This window comes from Pseudobacillus sp. FSL P4-0506, assembly GCF_038003025.1.
Lineage (GTDB): Bacteria > Bacillota > Bacilli > Bacillales > Domibacillaceae > Pseudobacillus.
This window is the reverse complement of sequence record NZ_JBBOOI010000001.1, coordinates 573,350-592,421: the sequence shown is the minus strand read 5'-3', so window position 1 is coordinate 592,421 and position 19,072 is coordinate 573,350. Positions and strand designations below refer to the sequence as shown.

Sequence of the window (19,072 nt, the reverse complement as noted above, 5' to 3'; positions counted from 1 at the left end):
TATCAATGTCTATGATCATTTCGAGGGAAAGCGTATAGTCACTGTTGTTCCTCTACCTTTTGAGCTTTGAAAATCAATGGTTCCCTTGTACTTTTCTACAACATTGTAACAAATCATCATTCCTAGGCCTGTCCCTTTACTTTTCAAGGAATAAAAAGGTGTACCGAGGGTCTTAATTTCTGCTTCTGACATGCCTTGTCCATAATCGATCACTTTGATCTCAATGAGATCTTTCTTTCTATTAGCTGATACAATTACAGGATCGCCGGCATTGGAAGCTTCAATGGCATTTTTAATAATATTTACGAGTAATTGCTTAAACTCTATATTATTAGCAGCAATAAAAAAGTCATCTACGACGTTTAACTGGATCTTATTATCATGTAACAACCCATAAGAACAAAGAAAATCCGTTACACTCTGAAGAACATTCTTCACATTGACAATTTCCATTTCTTTATCTTTATCTGGCTTGGCAATCTCTAAAAATTGAGAAATCACCTGTTCAGCTGTATCCAATTCATCAATCATCAAAGCAAAATGCCTTTTGGCGTCTTCACAATTAGGTGCTGTCTCTTGTTGATATAGCTGCAAAAATCCTTTTATGACAGTCAAAGGGTTTCTAATTTCATGAGCAACAGCCGCTGCCAGTTGTCCCGTTATTCTTAGGCGCTCCGATTGTTGTATTTGTTCATAGTATAACTGCTGCTTTTTTATTCGGCGATGCGATAGATAGAAGATGAAGTACACCATCACCTGGCTGCCTATAAAATTAAGGATATTGCCGGTTATATCTTCTTTTATATAGGGATAGGAATGTCCTTGATCAAAGACTGCAATATAACTAAATGCAAGAACGATAGCCACACTATTTAATAACAATGAAAAATAAAATAGCTTGGAATCAAAAAATAAGATAGAAACAGCTGGCACTAGGCAGAGAAAAATAAAGGTAGACCAAGTGTCTGGATAGAGAAAGAAAAGCGTATAAAAATAAATGAATGTCACTATTGTAATTACCACTCTAAAAATATGCGTAGCATATTTAGGGTAAAATAACAAACAGCCTGCTAGCATAAAAACAAGCACAATGTGGAAAAGATGGCCAAAATCTATTTTTCCCAAATGCGGATTATCTATTAACAAGCCTACAATCATAAGAGCTATTACACTTACTGCTGTAATGTAATATAATGTTTTATTTACATGAGTATAAATCCCGTTCATATCTACTCCTTTTTATTTTTATATCAAAAAATAACCGCCATTGTTCAATTATTCTCATCACGTCATCTTAAATAACTTTTATATAGTACCATACAATTTTTGTATAATTGGTAAATTATTTTAAGAATTGAAAAATAGGTAAAATAGACGGAGACAGATTCATGATTCAACTCTTCCCTGTCAGAATTAGCAACTACTATAGCCATTAGTTTACAACCTAATAATGAAATTTAATGAAGGAAAGAAAATATTTCCTACGTATTTTTTCAAAAAAAAGAGAGAGAAGTTCTCTCCCCGTTTAACATATAGTTACTGATTGCTTAAATGAAATTTAATAAAAAATGTCGTGCCTTCCGGTCCTGTTTGAGTTTCAATCTTTGCATGATGTCGAGCGGCAATAGCATAACACACCCCTAAACCTAAACCAGTTCCATTATCCTTTGTAGTGAAAAATGGGGTACCTAGCTTCTCTAATATTTCCGGCTCGATCCCTGTTCCTTGATCTTGTACAGTAAGAACCACATTGTCGTTTCCTTCTTTATAGGTTTTAATAGTAAGCGTTTGCCCTTCACTCATTGCTTCTAGTCCATTCCGATATAGATTGATTAATAACTGACGTATTTCATTGCGATTTAAAAGTAGCTCTGGAATAGGTGTCGTATGAATTTTAATAATTTTGTTTTGGCTGAACGCATCCACTTTAATCAAGGGGGTCATATCATGAATAAGAGCATTTAAATCCTGCATCTGCAAATCAGAGGTCCTCGTATTGCCCATGGAAAGAAACTCCGTGATAATAGAATTTGCACGGTCCAGCTCTTCAATCATTAAATTAAAATAATGATTGTATTCATCAAAACGATCCTCTTTCTTTAACAATTGTAAAAACCCGCGGACAGTTGTCATTGGATTCCTAATTTCATGGCTGATGCCTGCCGCCATTTGTCCTATTAAATCCAAGCTCGATAATCGCTTTAATTCCTTCTCATATTTCTTTTTGTCAGTTACATTTTTAAAGAGGCAACATAGACCGTCGTCATAAGGATAAGCGACTATCTCATGCCAATAATCTTCATAGACTGAAGGCGTTTCAAACTGTATGGATATCTGCTCTGACAGTACCCGATGAAACTCCTTATACATCATTGTTCCAATTACCTCCGGGTATACCTCCCAGATGTTTTTTCCTATTACATCTTCTATTGTTTTATTTTTTGGAAGAAACTGATGTTTGTTTACATAAGTAAATTTCCATTCTTTATCTAAGGTGAAAAATCCATCCGTGATGCCTTCAATGATACTTGTCACTTTCTTATTGGCAGTAGCCAATTCTCTTGTTCGTTCTTCCACTATATATTCAAGTTGATTCATATATTGCAAGTTTAAAAATGCTGGAACCGTCGCATCAACAATTGATTGCGCTATTCGAATTTGGGAATCACAGTAATAGTGGCCTTTCCCCTTTAGATTGACGACAGCTATTACGCCGAGCACTTCTCCCATTGAAATAAATGGGATCATAAGCAGGTTCTCAATATGAAGATGGCTACAACTGTCATGATCCATTCTTTCATCTGCACAAACATCCGGTATAAAAACAGCATTTTTCGCCTTAATAACCTCTTGAATAATAGCTTCGTAGTTTAAACTCATTTGAATATTTTGATACTCTGCTTCTGTCCAATCGCTCTCTTTGCTTAGCCTTACAGATTTTATTACCTTCTTATCCAACGGATCTAGAAGGCATGCAGCTATATGGTGGCTACCTAATACCTTCCCTAAATAGGAAAAGCATGTATCGAGACTTTCCTGCACAGAGGAGCACATCGGTAACTCACGTGTAATATCTAGTAATAACTGCTTTTCGGTAATCAGATTTTCTTTTTGCATAAGGTTGTTCGCATTTTGAATAGCAACAGCAGCCATATTTACATAGGCTTCCACACTTTGAATTTCAGCTTCCGTTAAATTCATTGGAATGCCATAATCAAATAAAAAAACAAGGCCAAATAGCTCTTGCTCGTACGAGATGGGCAGTACTAGTAAGGATTTAATTTTAAAGGCGTTGATAACTGCTGGATCTGGCCTTGAATCCTTTGATGTATGAGGTATATAAATAGGTTTCTTCGTTTCAATTACCTCTTTGGCTAATAAGTCTTTTTTCGGATCAATGATCTGTTTATCAATCGTTATTCCAGCTATAAAATCAGGCTTCCCTACAAATCCTTTAAATGTTCCATCTTGCTGCGGCAAATAAATACCTACAGCATCACACTGTACAATTTCTTCAGATATGGCCTTTGTTACATGTTCAAGCACTTCCCGTAATTCTAACTTTGTATTGATAATCTTTGTTATATTTGCAAGCCGAGAATATCTCGTCTGTTCTACTCCCATTTGCCGATCCCCAATCGTAGAGATAATAAAATAAACCTTATTACATAAACAAGGCCTGCATAGCACTGTTTTGCTTTATTTATGAATATTTTATTACTTCTTATTGTACAGAGGTTCCATTAAATTTAATATAGGTAATAAAGAAAATAATACCAACCTGTAAGAAACATAAGGATATTTTCTTAAAAGCAACCAGTTACACGGACGAGCCATAAATAAATTATACCTGAATAAGTAAGGCCCCTAGATACCAATTACCTCTAAATACCCTCAAAAATTACAAATTATTGATTTTTTTACTTTTTGTCCTTTCTGAATAAAACAATATACATGTTCCCTTTTTATTTCAAATACCATATTGGAATCTAAAAACTTTAAAAAGCAAACGAATGCTGTCAAAAGAAAGACAGCATTCGCTTGCGCCATATCAGGTACCACAATAGGTTCGGTAAGGATGGGAAGTGGGTGCAGCTGGCGTACAGTAATCCTCATACTTATTAGAATATGCGTACGGATTGGAAAGCGCGTCTAGAAGCCTGTGCATGACGCTGTCATCTCCTTCTTCCACAGCTGCAGCTAGCGCCTCTTCTACCCTGTGATTCCTTGGAATGAGCGCAGGGTTGCTTTCACGCATCAGCTGATTGGAAGCATCTTTCGACTCCTTTTGTCTGCCTCGTCTCTCTTGCCAACGTTCATGCCACTTATTAAATTCAGAAGTGGCGAATAGCTCTTGATCCTTCAGACTGTTAAGGGTTAAAGCTCTAAAAGTATTCGTATAGTCGGCATGGTGTTGTTCCATCATATGAAGAAGATCTTTAATTAAGGCTTCATCCTCCGCTTCTTCATTCACTAACCCAAGCTTGGCTCTCATTCCTGCAAACCAATAAGAGTGATATAACTTGGTGAAATGAGAGATTTCCTTTTGAGCTAATTCAACCGCTTTTTCCTCCTCCTCATGCAGCAGTGGCAATAAAGCTTCTGCAAAGCGCGCAAGGTTCCACCCGCCAATGTATGGCTGATTTCCGTAGGCATAGCGGCCTTGAAGGTCGATGGAGCTAAATACAGTCGCCGGGTCATAGGTATCCATAAAAGCGCAAGGACCATAATCAATCGTTTCTCCGCTGATAGTCATATTGTCGGTATTCATTACGCCGTGAATAAATCCAACAAGCTGCCATTTAGCAATTAGTTCTGCTTGACGCCTGATCACTTCTTGAAGCAGAGACAAATATTGCTCTCCATCCCTTTCAATGTCTGGGAAATGCCGGCGTAATGCATAATCTGCCAATGTTTGAAGATCTTCTACTTTTCCCCAATTCGCTACATACTGAAAAGTACCAACACGCAGGTGGCTGGCAGCCACTCGAGTGAGAATAGCGCCCGGAAGCTCGGTTTCGCGAAATACAGGCTCACCCGTTGTGACCACGGCTAAACTGCGGGTAGTAGGAATACGAAGCGCATGCATGGCTTCACTGATAATATACTCGCGAAGCATCGGCCCAAGAGATGCACGGCCATCCCCGCCACGAGAAAACGGTGTTCTGCCAGAGCCCTTAAGCTGAATGTCAACCCGCTCACCTTGTGGAGTCACCTGCTCGCCCAGCAGTACCGCTCGCCCGTCCCCTAGCATGGTAAAGTTTCCGAATTGATGCCCCGCGTATGCTTGAGCAAGAGGAGAAGCCTCCTCGGGAATTTCGTTTCCAGCAAGCACGGCTATGCCCTCCTTGCTTTTCAATCCCTGTGCGCTCAAACCTAAATGCTCCGCCAATCGATCATTAAAAACCACCAGCTCCGGTGAGGGCACAGGGGTCGGATTAGTGTGGGAGAAAAAGAAGTTTGGCAGACGGGCATAACTATTGTCCATGTTCCATCCTATACTCTTACTTTTTGTCATAGCTTCTCCTTTCTTTTTATAAATGTTTTTTGTATATGCAAGAAATGATTTTAACGATCTACACTCATAAAAATACGATGCAGTCTCTTTTTAATGTCTACTTCTACCAATTTATTATACCCTTTCCACAGCTCAATGACGCTTCTTAAATAAAGTTGCTGTCTCTGCTATAAAGGCTATGGTATAACCGGTTGTTGATTTCCGCTGCAGGCGGACGCTTTCCAAGAGCGGTCCGTAAGCCTCCTCTTTACATGCGCTCTTATGGGGTCTTATCAGGACTCGCTTTTCTCCCTAGAGTCACCGCTATCGCTACAATCAACTATTGAAAAAACCACATTTCTCTTAAACAGAGCCAAATAAAAAGAAGCAGCTTTAGATCGCCGCTTCTTTTCCACCTGTCTACCTCAAATTATTTTACCTTTTGTTATCTTATCCCTTAGTCACTTCATCATCTGTTTGTCCTTCTACAGGAACACGCTTGCCTATTCGAAAAGCATAAAAGCTAACTGTGATCACGGCAAGAAAAACAACACCGACAATCAGCGATATGCGCGTATCATCGTTGAACCACATACCGATTAATACCATGATTAAGAAAGCAATGGTTAGATAATTCGATACCGGGGCCAACGGCATTTTAAATGGATGCTTCTCCATTTCTGCCCCTTTCATTCTTCTGAATGAAATTTGGCTAATCAAAATGATAAACCACGGAACCATGCCGGGAAGTACACTGGCACTATATACATAGACAAATAAATTTTCCGGGGCAAGATAACTTAAAATAACACCGACGGCCAAACCAACGAGTACGCCAAGCGTACCGATTAAAGGAACGCCATTTTTGGACAGCTTCGTAAAGAACTTAGGAGCCTGGCCATTCACTCCTAATGTGTAAAGCATGCGGCCTGCGCTGTAAATACCGCTATTACAGCCAGACATAGCCGCCGTGATAACGACAAAATTAATCAGTGCAGCCGCAGCCGTAATGCCGACCTTTGCAAAAGTGGCAACGAACGGGCTGCCAATAGAATTCAATTGATCCCAAGGATAAACTGTGACAATGATAAAAATCGCACCGATATAAAAAATTAAAATACGCCAAATAATACTTTGAATAGCTTTTGTTAATGTTTTCTTTGGATCTTTTGCTTCGCCAGCCGTAATTCCAATCAACTCAACACCCTGATAAGCTGCTACAACGAGTGAAAGAGCAAAGAAAAAGCCTGACCAGCCACCTGCAAAGAAACCACCGTGTGTCCAAAGATTAGACAACCCCAGAGCATCCCCGCCATTGCCAATACCGAAGAAAATAAGTCCAAATCCCGCCACAATCATTAAAACAATAGTGACAATTTTAATCATTGCAAACCAAAATTCGAACTCCCCAAACGATTTAACAGAAATTAAATTGGCTGCACCAAGAATGATCATAGCAATCATACCCGGGATCCAAGCTGGCAGGTTGGGAAACCAATACTGCATGTATGCTCCTACCGCAATAATTTCTGACATTCCGACGATCACCCATTGAAACCAGTTGCTCCAGGCAGTGATATATCCGGCGAGCGGATGAATATATTTATAGCCAAACGTTGCAAAGGAACCTGTACTTGGCTCTACATACAACATTTCTCCCATTGCACGCATGATAAAAAATATAAAAACTCCCGAAATGGCATAAGCCAGCATAACAGACGGGCCTGTCCATTGAATCGTGCTTGCCGACCCCATAAATAAACCGACACCAATCGTTCCACCTAAAGCAATCATCTGAATGTGACGCGACTCCAGGCCTCTCTTCAATTCTTTATTTGCCACTTTTATTTCCTCCTCTTCTACTCCAACAATAGCCGAAATGTTAAGCGGCATACTCTACGCTTTTATTTAACATCAAAGGAACCCATCCAGCGTCACTTCTTATCTACCCTTGAGTATTTCCTTGCTTCTTTTTAGTGTTCCCGCCATTCGAAAGAATGGCCATCTTCCCTTTTGTAATCAACACTAGCAACTTTCTTATTCTATCATAATATTTTTTCAGAAAAATACAACTGTCTTTCTCAGAAAAACACATGTTAATCAATGTAAACAAAGTTAATATCTTTTAATCACAAAAATAATAATTATATTCTGATAATTATAACTGAAAGCCAGTTGCGTGTTATAAAATGGAAGCAGCCAAGAAAAGAATTTTCCCTTGGCTGGATTCATTACTCCAATAAGCTTTCTATACGCTTGCCTTCAGTATAAGTCAACTCTCACATTTCTAGGCAATTGCCATATATTGTTTTGAGGCAAAGTATCATAAACCCCCCTATCAACAGCAAACATTTATATGTTAATACTTAGATGAATAAAATCTAATATTGTAATGGAGGCGTAAGGATGGTCAATTTCAAAGCCTATCAAGGGACTATTACATCGATTAGTGATCTGATAACTGGTCAAAATGATATAGGAGCAGGTTGTTATAAACTGCTATCTGCAGACAATGGATCTGGATCTATCGTTAATTTTGTTGCTTCGCCTGCCACTTACTTTGTAGACCATGCGATGGTAGCTGTAGGAGATAAAGTTACAGGCTATTATGATGCAAATGCACCTGCCCCTCTTATTTTCCCGCCGCAATTTCAAGCGCTTGTCATGGCAAAATTTAATCCGCTTCAGAATGTAAAAGTAGACTATTTTAACAGTCAGTTAGAGAGCAGCGACGGCCAATTAAAATTAAATCTCTCGCCCTTTACCCAAATCGTTTTAACCAACGGCCAGGCTTTTTCCAACAATCCAGCAAATCGCAATCTCATTGCTATCTATGGCCCCAGCACAAAAAGCATTCCAGCTCAAACGACCCCCTACAAAATTATCGTTTTATGCTTTTAATTTTTATTACCTATAGGCCACTACTTACCAAAATGACTTAAAACCCTATAAGAAAGCGCCTGAATCCCTTTGCCTCGGGAAACAGGCGCTTTCTTTTTACATCTCTTATTCTTTCTAGAAGCACATTTAATGTATTTTTTTACTTTTGCACCATCTATCCCCTCTATCTGGAGAGCGTTTGCTTGCTGCACGCTGTCTTCCCATAAATAAAATAATTTTTTACAGCTACTTTGAACCGCTATTCTTTCATTTAAGATACACCTTACTATGATGGGGGTATTATGCCCCATCATACGCTCACTATTTATTCCTCAGCACCTCTGCGAGTTCATATAGCGAGTGATACTGCCGAATGCGATAATGCCGGCCTTCTTTCTGTAAATAGTCTTTATCGCAAAATTGGGCAAGCACATGTAATAAATGTCGATAAGAGACGCCTAAAAAATCACAAACCGTTACGTGTTTTTCCTTATAAACCCCTTTATCAGCGGTTTGTAAAATAAAATCCGCCAGCCGGTTTTCAAGCGGGAAAGCAAGGCTTTGTGAGTACTTTGCGGCCATTTGCGTGGCTTTCACACTTAAAAACCTCGTTAACTCACGAAGAAATGTGACATCTTCCAGCATCTGGGCACGGCAGCGATATAAAGGAATGGCAAAGCAAATGGTCTTGGTAGAGGTCTGAATCCCTTTTGTGTAGTACACCTCATGTAGTAACTCCATTTCCCCGATATAATCATTGGTATTGATAAAATTTATTAAGGAAACTTTCCCATTTTGATGGGTCACATAAATTTTTGCTTTTCCTTCTACGACATAAAACAAGAAATCTGGCCTTGTTCCCTCTTGAATGATCCATTCATCACGTTGATATTCCTGTACTTCGATAAACTCTTCAATCGGAAAAGAAAATAAATGAGCAATAGAGTGTTCGTTCAAATAGTACTGTCTTTTTTTATTCTTATAAACTTTCATTAGCCACCTCAAGAAATATGAGATATCTCATATTTTTGTCTGCACCTCCATGATATCATGCAAATAATGGGAGGATAAAAAATGAATACACAACGCTGGATGAGCAAACAATTCTTTAGTTTTTTTATGACATGGGGGATTTTTCTCCCCTATTGGACAGGATGGATGATTCATACAAAAGGGATTACGGTTTCCGAGGCTAGTTTGATTATGAGTTTAGGCTTGGTCGCCAGAGGGATTGCTACACTGGTTGTATTTCCCTATTTATCAGGAAAATTCAGCAGCAAAACTTTATTAAACGGAATGGCGATTGGGACGCTTATTTCGCTCCTATGCTATATTCCGGCAGGTTCTTTTGCCAGCCTGCTTGTGGTGACATTGCTTCTGCACTTTTTTTATCCAAGTTTGATGCCAGCTTTAGACAGCATTGCTGGCTTCCTGGCACAAAATAAACAATTAAAGCATTATGGAAAAAGCCGTTCATGGGGATCGATCGGGTTTGTCGTAGCCGGAATGATCTTAACCGTCTTTACAGGCGCGCTTGGAGATAAAGTTATTTTATGGGCGCTGTTGCTCGGCACAGTCATCTTCGCAGGCTTGGGTATCATGCGTGCCCCTGCTGTCTTATCAGAGAAACCGGCGGCGCAAACAAACACCGGAGGGATGCTGCAACTATTTCGCATTAAACACTTTGCTCTAGTGCTTGCCATCGTGGTTTTACTGCAGGCAGCACATGCTTCTTATTACAGCTACGGCTATATTTTTTTACAAGATATCCATGCACCTAAATACTTAATTGGCGTCATTATTAACATTGCTGTGATCGCAGAAATCATTTTCTTTTCCATCGCCGATCGAAATTTTCATAAATTTTCCGTCGGCTCCTTGCTAGCGCTAGCCGCACTTGGTTCATCTATACGCTGGATATTGGTATTCGCTTTTCCAAACGTGATCGTTTTCTGTATCGCACAAACGCTGCATGCTTGTTCCTTTGCAATGGGCCATTATGCCTTTATGAAATATTTAATCAAACATATTCCACAGGCGCAGATTCCAAAAGCCCAAGGCATGTATTCAGCGTTAGCCCTTAGCTGGAGCACAGCTATATTTACCATTTTCGGCGGTTATTTATACGAAATTGAGCCAAGATACGCCTTTATTGGGATGATTGTGTGCAGCGTTCCATCTATGCTGTTGGCGCTTGTTTATCGAAGATTGGGACATAAAAAGGACGTTTCCGTTTCTGTTTAATTTGTTAGACTTTATGAAGGGTAGTACACCACTCCTAACCACTGTAGGGGTCTTTACTTATTTTAACGGTGGCAGTATTTCGCGTCTCCATCAAGATAGAAGAAAGGAGGCCTGTCCACAATGGATAAGCCTCCTTTCTTCTTTCAGTAGGTCTGTGGTGTGATCCGTCGAAATGGAAGCCTCCCTTTATTTATTTTATGAAATGAGCTGCTATTCTGATTTGAACAACTCAATAGTCAAAGAGAGTATTATATTTATTCCTCTTTGGGTAAAGTAAATGAGGATCAAGCAAAGAGAAACTATAGGCAGAATTCCAAAAATGAATGGAGGAATTTATAATGGCAAATCCGCTATTTACATCAACTGTCACAGCAGTGGGAGGACGAGAAGGAAAAGTAGAATCTCCCGATGGCGTCATCAAATTAGACTTGGCCATGCCGGGAACACCAAGAGCCAAACAGCTTTCTCAGGCAACCAATCCAGAACAGCTTTTTGCAGCTGGATATTCCGCTTGTTTTGACAGTGCCCTGCAATTAATTGCGAAAAAAGAACGCGTCACCTTTCAATCAGAAGTAACGGCAAACGTGAGTTTATTAAAAGACGAATCCGACCAAGGGTTTAAATTAGCCGTAACTCTTCAAGTAAAAGGCAGTGGAATAGACAGAGAACAGCTTGAAGAACTGGCTCACAAGGCTCATGCATTCTGCCCTTATTCAAAAGCAACTCGCGGTAATATCGATGTTACACTAGAAATTATATAAATGCCTTTCGTAACTTTATTTCTAAAAAGAAGCATCGAAGATTATTTAAATAATCTTCGATGCTTCTTTCTTTAGCTATTCTACCCCTGATAAATCGCTCTTTATTATTAAAATAAGATTGAGCCCTACTTAAAACTTCTGTAAAGAAGTTAGTTTGCTGGCTTCTTAATTGTTTTTACTTCGTATACTCCACCCTCTGAATGGATAATATATTCAGGCTTTGGCTTTCCAAGATTGGCTCTATGGCCGGCAATATGAGCATCACTTTTCTCCCATTGTTTCCAATGCTCCTCAGATTCCCATCTAATCATGACAACAACCTCTTCATCGCCACGTCGCACTTTTTTTACCATGACTGTTGCATCAATAAATCCTTCTTGCTCTTCAATCAGCCCTTTTCCACTAAAACGCTCCACTACCTTCTCTGCATTGCCTTCCGTAACCACAGTCTTTCTCATTTGTACAAACATCATTATCTCTCCCATTCTTATATGATTTATACTATAAATGGCCGCCAGTTTTTACCTAGACAAACTTGATGGCTTCCCCCGAAAATGGAACTGGCTTTCATACATACTAAAGTAAAATCCTTTTCTCTGTAACAGCTCTTGATGTGTGCCCGATTCAATGATTTCTCCTTGATGAATAACTAAAATTCGATCAGCATTTTCGATGGTTTTCAATCGGTGGGCAATGACAAAGCTTGTCCGCCCTTTCATCAGCTGATTGATCCCTTTTTGGATTTCTATTTCAGTCTTTGTGTCAATACTTGACGTAGCTTCATCAAGAATCAAAATATCTGAATCAGCTAAAATCGCTCTAGCAATAGCCAATAATTGGCGCTGCCCCTGGCTCAAATTAGCCCCGCCAGAAGTAAGCGGAGTTTGATAGCCTTGAGGCAAATGCTTAATATATTGATGAGCCGATGCCATTTTTGCCGCGGCTATCACTTCCTCATCCGTCGCTTCTAAACGCCCGTAGCGTATATTCTCCATAACCGTTCCTGAAAATAAGAACGTGTCTTGAAGAACGGTCCCTACTCTTTTTCGCAGCCCGTTTATTTGATAATCACGAATACCCCTGCCATCCACTTTGATTTCACCAGCAGTTACATCGTAAAATCTCATTAACAAATTAATAATTGTTGTCTTTCCTGAACCCGTTGGGCCGACAAGTGCAATTTTCTCACCCGGTTGAATTTGAAAATGAATATCCTTTAATACATCCTTCTCTTTTTCATAACTAAAGTGGACATGAGAGAATTCGACATGGCCTGCAAATGAATCTACAGCAATCGCATCCTTCTTATCCAGTACGTCTGGCGTCTCATCCATAACTTCAAATACACGCTCCGCACCAGCGATAGCCGACTGAAACATATTAAATAAATTAGACAGCTGGCTAATCGGGCGAAAAAACTGACGGGAATAGGTAACAAAGGCGGCAATGATTCCAACCGTCGCTTGCCCATGAACCGTCATAATGGCTCCAATCGCAATAACAAAGCCTAACCCGACATTATTAATGAAGTTATTAATAGGGCCAAGAAATCCTGATACGGTATCAGCAGCTAGAGCAGAGTGACGCAATCGCTCATTGACAATTGAAAATTGCTGATTGATTTTTTCCTCTTTGCCAAAAAGCGTAGTCACTTCGCTTCCTGAAATTGATTCCTCGATGAATCCGTTGAGTTCCCCTAAATCCCGCTGCCTTTTAATAAAATAATGGCCGCTGTAAGTGATAACTTTTTTAGTAGAAAAAATCATTAGCGGAATGACAAGAAGCGTAGCAATAGCGAGCACCCAGTTCAGTGAAAACATGGCAATAGCTACCCCTGAAACCATTAAAACAGAGGAAAAGATTTGTATAACACTCTGGCTGAGTGCGCTATTCAAATTTTCTATATCATTCGTTATCCTGCTCATCAGATCGCCATGTGTACGTCTATCAAAAAAACTTAGCGACAGCGTTTGAAACTTATCAAATAAATCCTGTCTTAATGTTCGAACCGTTTGTAACGATACCCGGACCATCATAAAGGTTTGCAGCCAGGTAAATAGAGCCGCTGTTAAATAAACAACCGTAAGCAGAGCTAAAAATCGAACCGTTCCTGTGATATCCTTCGGAAGGATATATTCGTCAATGATCACCCCAATCATATAAGGCCCCAGAAGACCCAACAAGGTGGAGAGGATAACAAAAATAATCGAAGCCATCAATGATGCTTTTTGCTTCTCCATATATGACCAAATGCGTTTGATGGTTCCCTTCCAATCCTTTGCTTTTTCGACTGGTCCATTTATTCCTCTCGGACCACGCGCGCGATGGATCATATTAGGGTTCACCGGTGAAGCTGGCTTACTCATCTGTATTTCACCTCCCTGCCACCCTGGGAAGAATAAATGTCATGATACACTTTGCTGTTAGTAAGCAATTCATCATGCGTGCCACTGGCCTCAATTCTTCCATCTTCCATAACGAGTATCTGGTCCGCATCAATCACGGAGGATATTTTGGATGAAATGATGAATAACGTTGCATGGGGATGAGCCTGTCTTAAAGCTTGTTGCACAGCCGATTCTGACAAAGCATCAATGGCTGAAGTTGAATCATCAAGAATTAGTATACGAGGTCTGCGGATAAATGCACGCGCCATAGATAACCGCTGCTTTTGACCTCCGGATAAATTCGTCGCTCCCTGCATGAGTTGGTGTTCGAACGTTGTATCAAAACGATTAATAAATTCAGAAGCGGCAGCAGATTGAGCTGCTTGCTCCATCTCATCAATCGTTGCCTCTTCTTTCCCAAAGCGTAAGTTGTCCTTGATTGATCCTGAAAATAACATAGGTTTTTGCGGAACAAACCCAATAGAGGCACGGAGTTGTTCAAGAGGAAAGTCCTTTACATTCATCCCATCTATAAGAATGTCTCCTGAATCTGGATCATATAAGCGGGGAATCAGTTTGACAAGTGTTGATTTTCCGCTGCCGGTTGAGCCGATGATGCCAATGGTTTGTCCAGCCTTTGCTTTAAAGGAAAGATCTTTAAGTACATATTCTCCATTTCTACTATAGCTGAAATGTACCTGTTTAAATTCCACTTCACCAATGATGGCAGGTTCAGAGAACGGCTTAGCCGTCTTAATAATATCGCTTTCTGTTTCAAGTACCTGAACAACTCGCTTCGCTGAAGGAAAGGCACGAGCAATCTGCATTAATACATGGCTGCTGCTCATTAATCCATTCATCATAATGTTTAAGTAATTAATAAAGGCAAGAATCACCCCTACTTGGAGCGTTCCTTCATTTACCTTTATGGCACCCATCCACATTCCAGCAATCATTCCTAGATTCACAACGAACATCATAATAGGCATTAAAGTTACAATTAGCTGGTCAGCCGTCATATTTCGTTTCATTAACAAATCATTAACCGCTTTAAACTGTCCCTTTTCATAATTGTGACGGTCAAATGCTTTGATCACCCGAATGCCTGCTAGCATTTCTTGAAGCTTCGTATTTACCTGATCCATCGCTTTTTGAACTTTTGAAAAAAGTTTTCCTGAATGTATGGAAAAATAATAGATGAAGGCAATAAGAATAGGGATTACTGCTAGGAGAATAGGAAATAATTCTCGTGCAGTGAGCCAAACAATCATAACAGATCCTATAAATAATAAAGGACCTCTTACAAATACACGCAATGTCATAATAATGGCCTGCTTTAGCGTTTCGATATCACTGGTTACGATAGTGATTAATTTACCAGCACCAAATGAATCTGTATTACGGCTTGAAAACTGTCCCATCTTCTCGAACACATCACGGCGAATATCCACAGCAAAGTGAACGGCTGCTTTTGCAGCATACACAGAACTTCCCATTCCACCAATTAATCCAACAAATGCGCTGAGCAGCATAATGAGCCCCAGCTTAACAACATAGCCATTGTCTTGATTAGCAATGCCAGTATCAATCATCTTCTGCATGATGGTTGGCTGCAAAAGATCCATCGCCACTTCCATACACATCAATGCTGGTCCCAAAATTGCAAAAAGGGTGTATGGCTGAATATAGTGCAATAACTTCCTTGTAGCATTCATGCAATGTCCCCTTACTTCATGACATTCTTTTTTAAACGATCCGTCATGTCATTCACAAAGGCAATTAATTCTAGCACGCTTTCTGAATTCCCCCGGGCTTCTTTCATCGCTTTTCGAAATTCTCTTTCCCATCGTTCCATTGCTGCCCTTAATTGCGTTGCCTGCTCAGAATTCTTCCACATCATTCTCTCTTTCCATTCAACCCAAAAATCGACTTCCTCCTGTTCAGCTATTTCCTCCAGTCTTTTGGTTCCATTTCTGTTAATAGAATAAATTTTTTTATCAGATTCAGCATTCAGTTCAATCAACTGCTGGTCCAGCAATTCCTGAAGCGCAGGATACACTGTTCCAGCACTTGCCGAATAAGCACCATTTGACCGCTCTTCCAGCTCCTTCATGATTTGATAGCCATGCATAGATTCTTCTTTCAATAAATGCAATATAGCTATTTGAACAAATCCTCGCCGTCTTCTCATTTTCTTCCTCCTTGTTTATATCGGCTATTTTAAACGATATATCGATATTTTTCAAACGTAATGAATTAAATCACTTTAAAGTTACAAAAAAAATCCTTTTTAAGAAAAACTCTATCTGTATGCGACAGGATCTAGTGGATATTATTTAATTCCGTAATGAAATTTGATTAAAAAAACTGACATAACAAACAAAAGACCACTCCAATGAAGAGCAGTCTTTCTAACCTGTTAGAGGGTCCCGTTTTTGCTTTCTTTAATCGTAAAAGAATTTAATTTTCCCTCTAAATTTTTTACCATTTCTGCGATCGCCTGCGAAGATTCCTCCATAACTTTCATGGAGTGTAGCTGTTTTTCCGTCTCAGAGGACAGCTCTTTAAAAATAGTTAAGGAGTTTTGAGCCGCATGGGCAATCTCATCTACTGTTGCATTGACTTCCTCTGAACTAGCAGACATTTCTTCATAAACAGCCGAAGATTCTTGAATTTCTTCGCTAACTCGTTTGGTCGATTCAACAATTTCATTAATTACTTGCCCGACATTATCAATCACCTGAACACCAGTTGCCACTTCCATCGTTCCTCTTGTCATCGCTTCTACAGCCTGTTTCGTATCTCCCTGGGTTAACTGGATAATGTTCACGATTTTTGCGGCAGCCACTTTTGATTGTTCCGCCAAATTGCGCACTTCATCGGCAACGACAGCAAACCCTCTTCCCGCTTCACCGGCCCTTGCTGCTTCAATAGCTGCATTTAAAGCAAGTAAATTGGTTTGCTCAGTAATTTCAGAGATAACTGAAGCAATTTGCCCGATTTCTTGGGAACGCGTGCCTAATCTCGTAACAACTTCCGCAGAGCCGCCAACTGTTTCATTGATGTTTTGCATTTGATCAACAGCTTGTTGAATCAAATTCCTGCCATTATGGGTTTCTGATAACGTATCTTCTGACTTCATGGCAATGGTTGAGGCTGATTCTGCTGCCCGCTGAATCCCCGTAGCCATCTCTTCCATGACTCGTGCACTTTCTGTTGAGCTGACTGTTTGATGCTCTAAGCTTTCAGTCACTTGATGAATCGATGTGGAAAACTGATTAGCCGATTGAACGGTATCGCTGGCAATCTTTAAAAATTCTGCAGAGGATTGATAGACCTTATCGGTTACAAGCCGGGCTTCTTTAATCAAGGAACTTAATGTTTCGGTCATCTTATTAAATTGATGACTCAATTCACCTAGCTCATCCTTGCTTGTTACATTAATAGTCGTAGAGAGATCGCCATCACTCACTTTGCCAATAGCTGTTTGGATCTCTGCAATAGGCGACAATAACTTCTTTGTACCAAAATATTGGAGTATTAACACAATGATTAAGCAAATAACGATACTGATGCTCAGCCATAATAAAAATTGATATTTCAGATCATTCATAATGCTTGCATCTAAATCAACACCAAATACCGCTGTTACTTCATTATTTTCATCTAGGATAGGAACCAATGCCGCTTGCCAGGTCCCAAACTCATCTGTGTAAATCTCCGAATAAGCTGTTTGTTTACTAGAAACCGCTTTTTCCAGCGCCTGTGCTAATAACTCGCTCGAGAAAGTTTCACCAGGATATAATTCAGCCTCTATGTTATTCGTTGGAACGGCAATTAATTGAATCTCCTTCTTTCCATCGGTCAATTTGCTATCCATGACATATCCTTGCGCAACAGATGGTTCATTTTTTGCCAGATGGTCCAGGTGTTTAATGAACTTTTGTTGAATCTCACTGTCTACATCACTATTAGTTTTTGCACGTTCAATATCCGAAATGTCTATCGTGCTGGCCCAGAGCTTCGCAATCCCTCCTGATCTGTCGTGAATAACCGTTTTGACAATATAATTATTAATCGCATAGCTAATCACACCCGTACACAGTCCAACTAAAACAACAATAGCAAAAGATAACAATAAATTTTTCCCCACTAAGGTTCTTCTTCTTTTCATGATATCCCCCGATAGTAATGTATTGAATTAAATAAAGTAATTTATAATAATTGATTCTTTATTGCTTTATATATCTAAAAAACTTATCTAGGTAATTGGGAAGGTGATAAACGTGTCTTTATACCTATTACCCAACTAATTAATCGTTCTTTTCAGGAGTTTAAACCTATAACTTTTAACGCTTAATAGTCTACTCTTCAATATGATGGAAGTCTACGAAAAATATTTTTCTATTCCTTATTTTCAGTAAATTCTAAGGAATTTTGATTCACTGCTCTCTCCTCTAAAAATAAAAAGACACCCTAAAAGAGTGTCTGTCATGCTTTCGCAAAAGGATTTTTAAAATAGCCTGTTTCTCTATCCTGAGCCTAAGTAAGTTATCTTGAGAATAAAGGGGCCAAGCTCTTTTATTTGTATTTCACTTGCTTAAAAAAGATCAGTTAAATAGGATTGAATCGAGTTTGGCAATAATCGAAAGAATAAGCCTTCATATTTAATATCAAGGAAACCTGCAATCAGAAGGACCAGCACGATTAATACCAAAATAGATTTCTTGTTCTTTTTAGACATCCACTTCACAAAGTCGCCCCCACTAAACAAATACAATGTATCATTGATTCGTGACATATTTATATACCTTATTTATAATAAGATTCACCATCATCTACCTAAATGAGACTTTTCTTCATTCATTTAAGAAATATTTTCAAAGTCCTTCATTCATCATTTTAGATGTTCATTTAGAACGTTCTCTTCCAAGACATCAGATGTATCGCCGTACACTTTGATAATATGTTTTTCTCCCCAAGTGCAAAGCGAATTTAAAATATCTTGCAAGCTCCACCCGTACTCACTTAACTCATACTCCACTTTTGGAGGAACTTGATTGTAAACAATTCTATTAATGACTCCGTCTTCCTCTAATTCACGTAATTGTTGAGTTAACATCTTCTGTGTAATATCCGGCATAAGGCGCTTTAATTCACTTGTTCGTTTCTTGCCGTGTGTCAGATGACATAGAATGACACATTTCCACTTTCCCCCTATTACTTCTAGCGTCGCTTCTACTGAAATATTGTATTTTTTTTTCTTCATATATCTTTCCTCCTCATATATAGGAACTTAAAAG

15 protein-coding genes are annotated in these 19,072 nt (G+C 39.3%); 3 read left to right on the top strand and 12 right to left on the bottom strand.

The features are described 5' to 3' along the window. Positions 1-15: 15 nt before the first annotated feature. From MKZ02_RS03015 to MKZ02_RS03000, 4 genes are all read right to left on the bottom strand, one after another. Positions 16-1,227, bottom strand: coding sequence for a HAMP domain-containing sensor histidine kinase (locus tag MKZ02_RS03015; protein ID WP_340851783.1), 1,212 nt, complete (start codon positions 1,225-1,227; stop codon positions 16-18). 309 nt (positions 1,228-1,536) lie between these two features. Next, entirely contained in the window at positions 1,537-3,624 is a 2,088-nt protein-coding gene (locus tag MKZ02_RS03010; protein WP_340851780.1) for a GAF domain-containing protein, read from the bottom strand. Between the two features lie 427 nt (positions 3,625-4,051). Beyond that, positions 4,052-5,518 carry a protein adenylyltransferase SelO gene (locus tag MKZ02_RS03005; protein WP_340851779.1) on the bottom strand — a complete coding sequence of 489 codons (1,467 nt, stop codon included), beginning with the start codon at positions 5,516-5,518 and terminating at the stop codon, positions 4,052-4,054. Between the two features lie 429 nt (positions 5,519-5,947). Next, positions 5,948-7,339 (bottom strand): amino acid permease, encoded by a 1,392-nt coding sequence (locus MKZ02_RS03000; protein WP_340851778.1) that lies wholly within the window; start codon positions 7,337-7,339, stop codon positions 5,948-5,950. A gap of 564 nt (positions 7,340-7,903) precedes the next feature. Here MKZ02_RS03000 and MKZ02_RS02995 point away from each other — a divergent pair. After that, entirely contained in the window at positions 7,904-8,398 is a 495-nt protein-coding gene (locus tag MKZ02_RS02995; RefSeq protein WP_340851777.1) for a hypothetical protein, read from the top strand. Between the two features lie 300 nt (positions 8,399-8,698). On the opposite strand, the gene yeiL is transcribed toward MKZ02_RS02995, so the two are convergent. Continuing rightward, positions 8,699-9,370 (bottom strand): transcriptional regulator YeiL, encoded by a 672-nt coding sequence (gene yeiL / locus MKZ02_RS02990; RefSeq protein ID WP_340851776.1) that lies wholly within the window; start codon positions 9,368-9,370, stop codon positions 8,699-8,701. Positions 9,371-9,451: 81 nt separating this feature from the next. Here yeiL and MKZ02_RS02985 point away from each other — a divergent pair, with 81 nt between their 5' ends. Then, the gene (locus MKZ02_RS02985; RefSeq protein WP_340851775.1) at positions 9,452-10,621 is read left to right on the top strand and encodes an MFS transporter; all 1,170 of its coding nucleotides are present in this window, start codon (positions 9,452-9,454) and stop codon (positions 10,619-10,621) included. 338 nt (positions 10,622-10,959) lie between these two features. Beyond that, a complete protein-coding gene (locus MKZ02_RS02980) occupies positions 10,960-11,382 on the top strand; it encodes an organic hydroperoxide resistance protein (protein ID WP_120035672.1) in 423 nt (140 codons plus the stop codon). Between the two features lie 149 nt (positions 11,383-11,531). Here the strand turns inward: MKZ02_RS02980 and MKZ02_RS02975 are convergent, their stop codons facing one another. The 7 genes from MKZ02_RS02975 to MKZ02_RS02945 form a co-directional block, all read right to left on the bottom strand. Then, positions 11,532-11,852 (bottom strand): antibiotic biosynthesis monooxygenase, encoded by a 321-nt coding sequence (locus tag MKZ02_RS02975; protein WP_220702337.1) that lies wholly within the window; start codon positions 11,850-11,852, stop codon positions 11,532-11,534. Between the two features lie 51 nt (positions 11,853-11,903). Then, complete coding sequence (locus tag MKZ02_RS02970; protein ID WP_340856310.1) at positions 11,904-13,715, bottom strand: ABC transporter ATP-binding protein; 1,812 nt, start codon at positions 13,713-13,715, stop codon at positions 11,904-11,906. A gap of 29 nt (positions 13,716-13,744) precedes the next feature. Further along, positions 13,745-15,484 (bottom strand): ABC transporter ATP-binding protein, encoded by a 1,740-nt coding sequence (locus tag MKZ02_RS02965; RefSeq protein ID WP_340851773.1) that lies wholly within the window; start codon positions 15,482-15,484, stop codon positions 13,745-13,747. A gap of 11 nt (positions 15,485-15,495) precedes the next feature. Beyond that, positions 15,496-15,960, bottom strand: a complete 465-nt coding sequence (locus tag MKZ02_RS02960) for a PadR family transcriptional regulator (RefSeq protein WP_120035680.1) — start codon at positions 15,958-15,960, stop codon at positions 15,496-15,498. 228 nt (positions 15,961-16,188) lie between these two features. Further along, positions 16,189-17,943, bottom strand: coding sequence for a methyl-accepting chemotaxis protein (locus MKZ02_RS02955; RefSeq protein ID WP_340851770.1), 1,755 nt, complete (start codon positions 17,941-17,943; stop codon positions 16,189-16,191). 426 nt (positions 17,944-18,369) lie between these two features. Beyond that, entirely contained in the window at positions 18,370-18,522 is a 153-nt protein-coding gene (locus tag MKZ02_RS02950) for a hypothetical protein (protein WP_182917183.1), read from the bottom strand. A 144-nt stretch (positions 18,523-18,666) separates the two neighbouring features. Continuing rightward, positions 18,667-19,038, bottom strand: a complete 372-nt coding sequence (locus MKZ02_RS02945; RefSeq protein ID WP_340851768.1) for a winged helix-turn-helix transcriptional regulator — start codon at positions 19,036-19,038, stop codon at positions 18,667-18,669. Positions 19,039-19,072 lie beyond the last annotated feature (34 nt).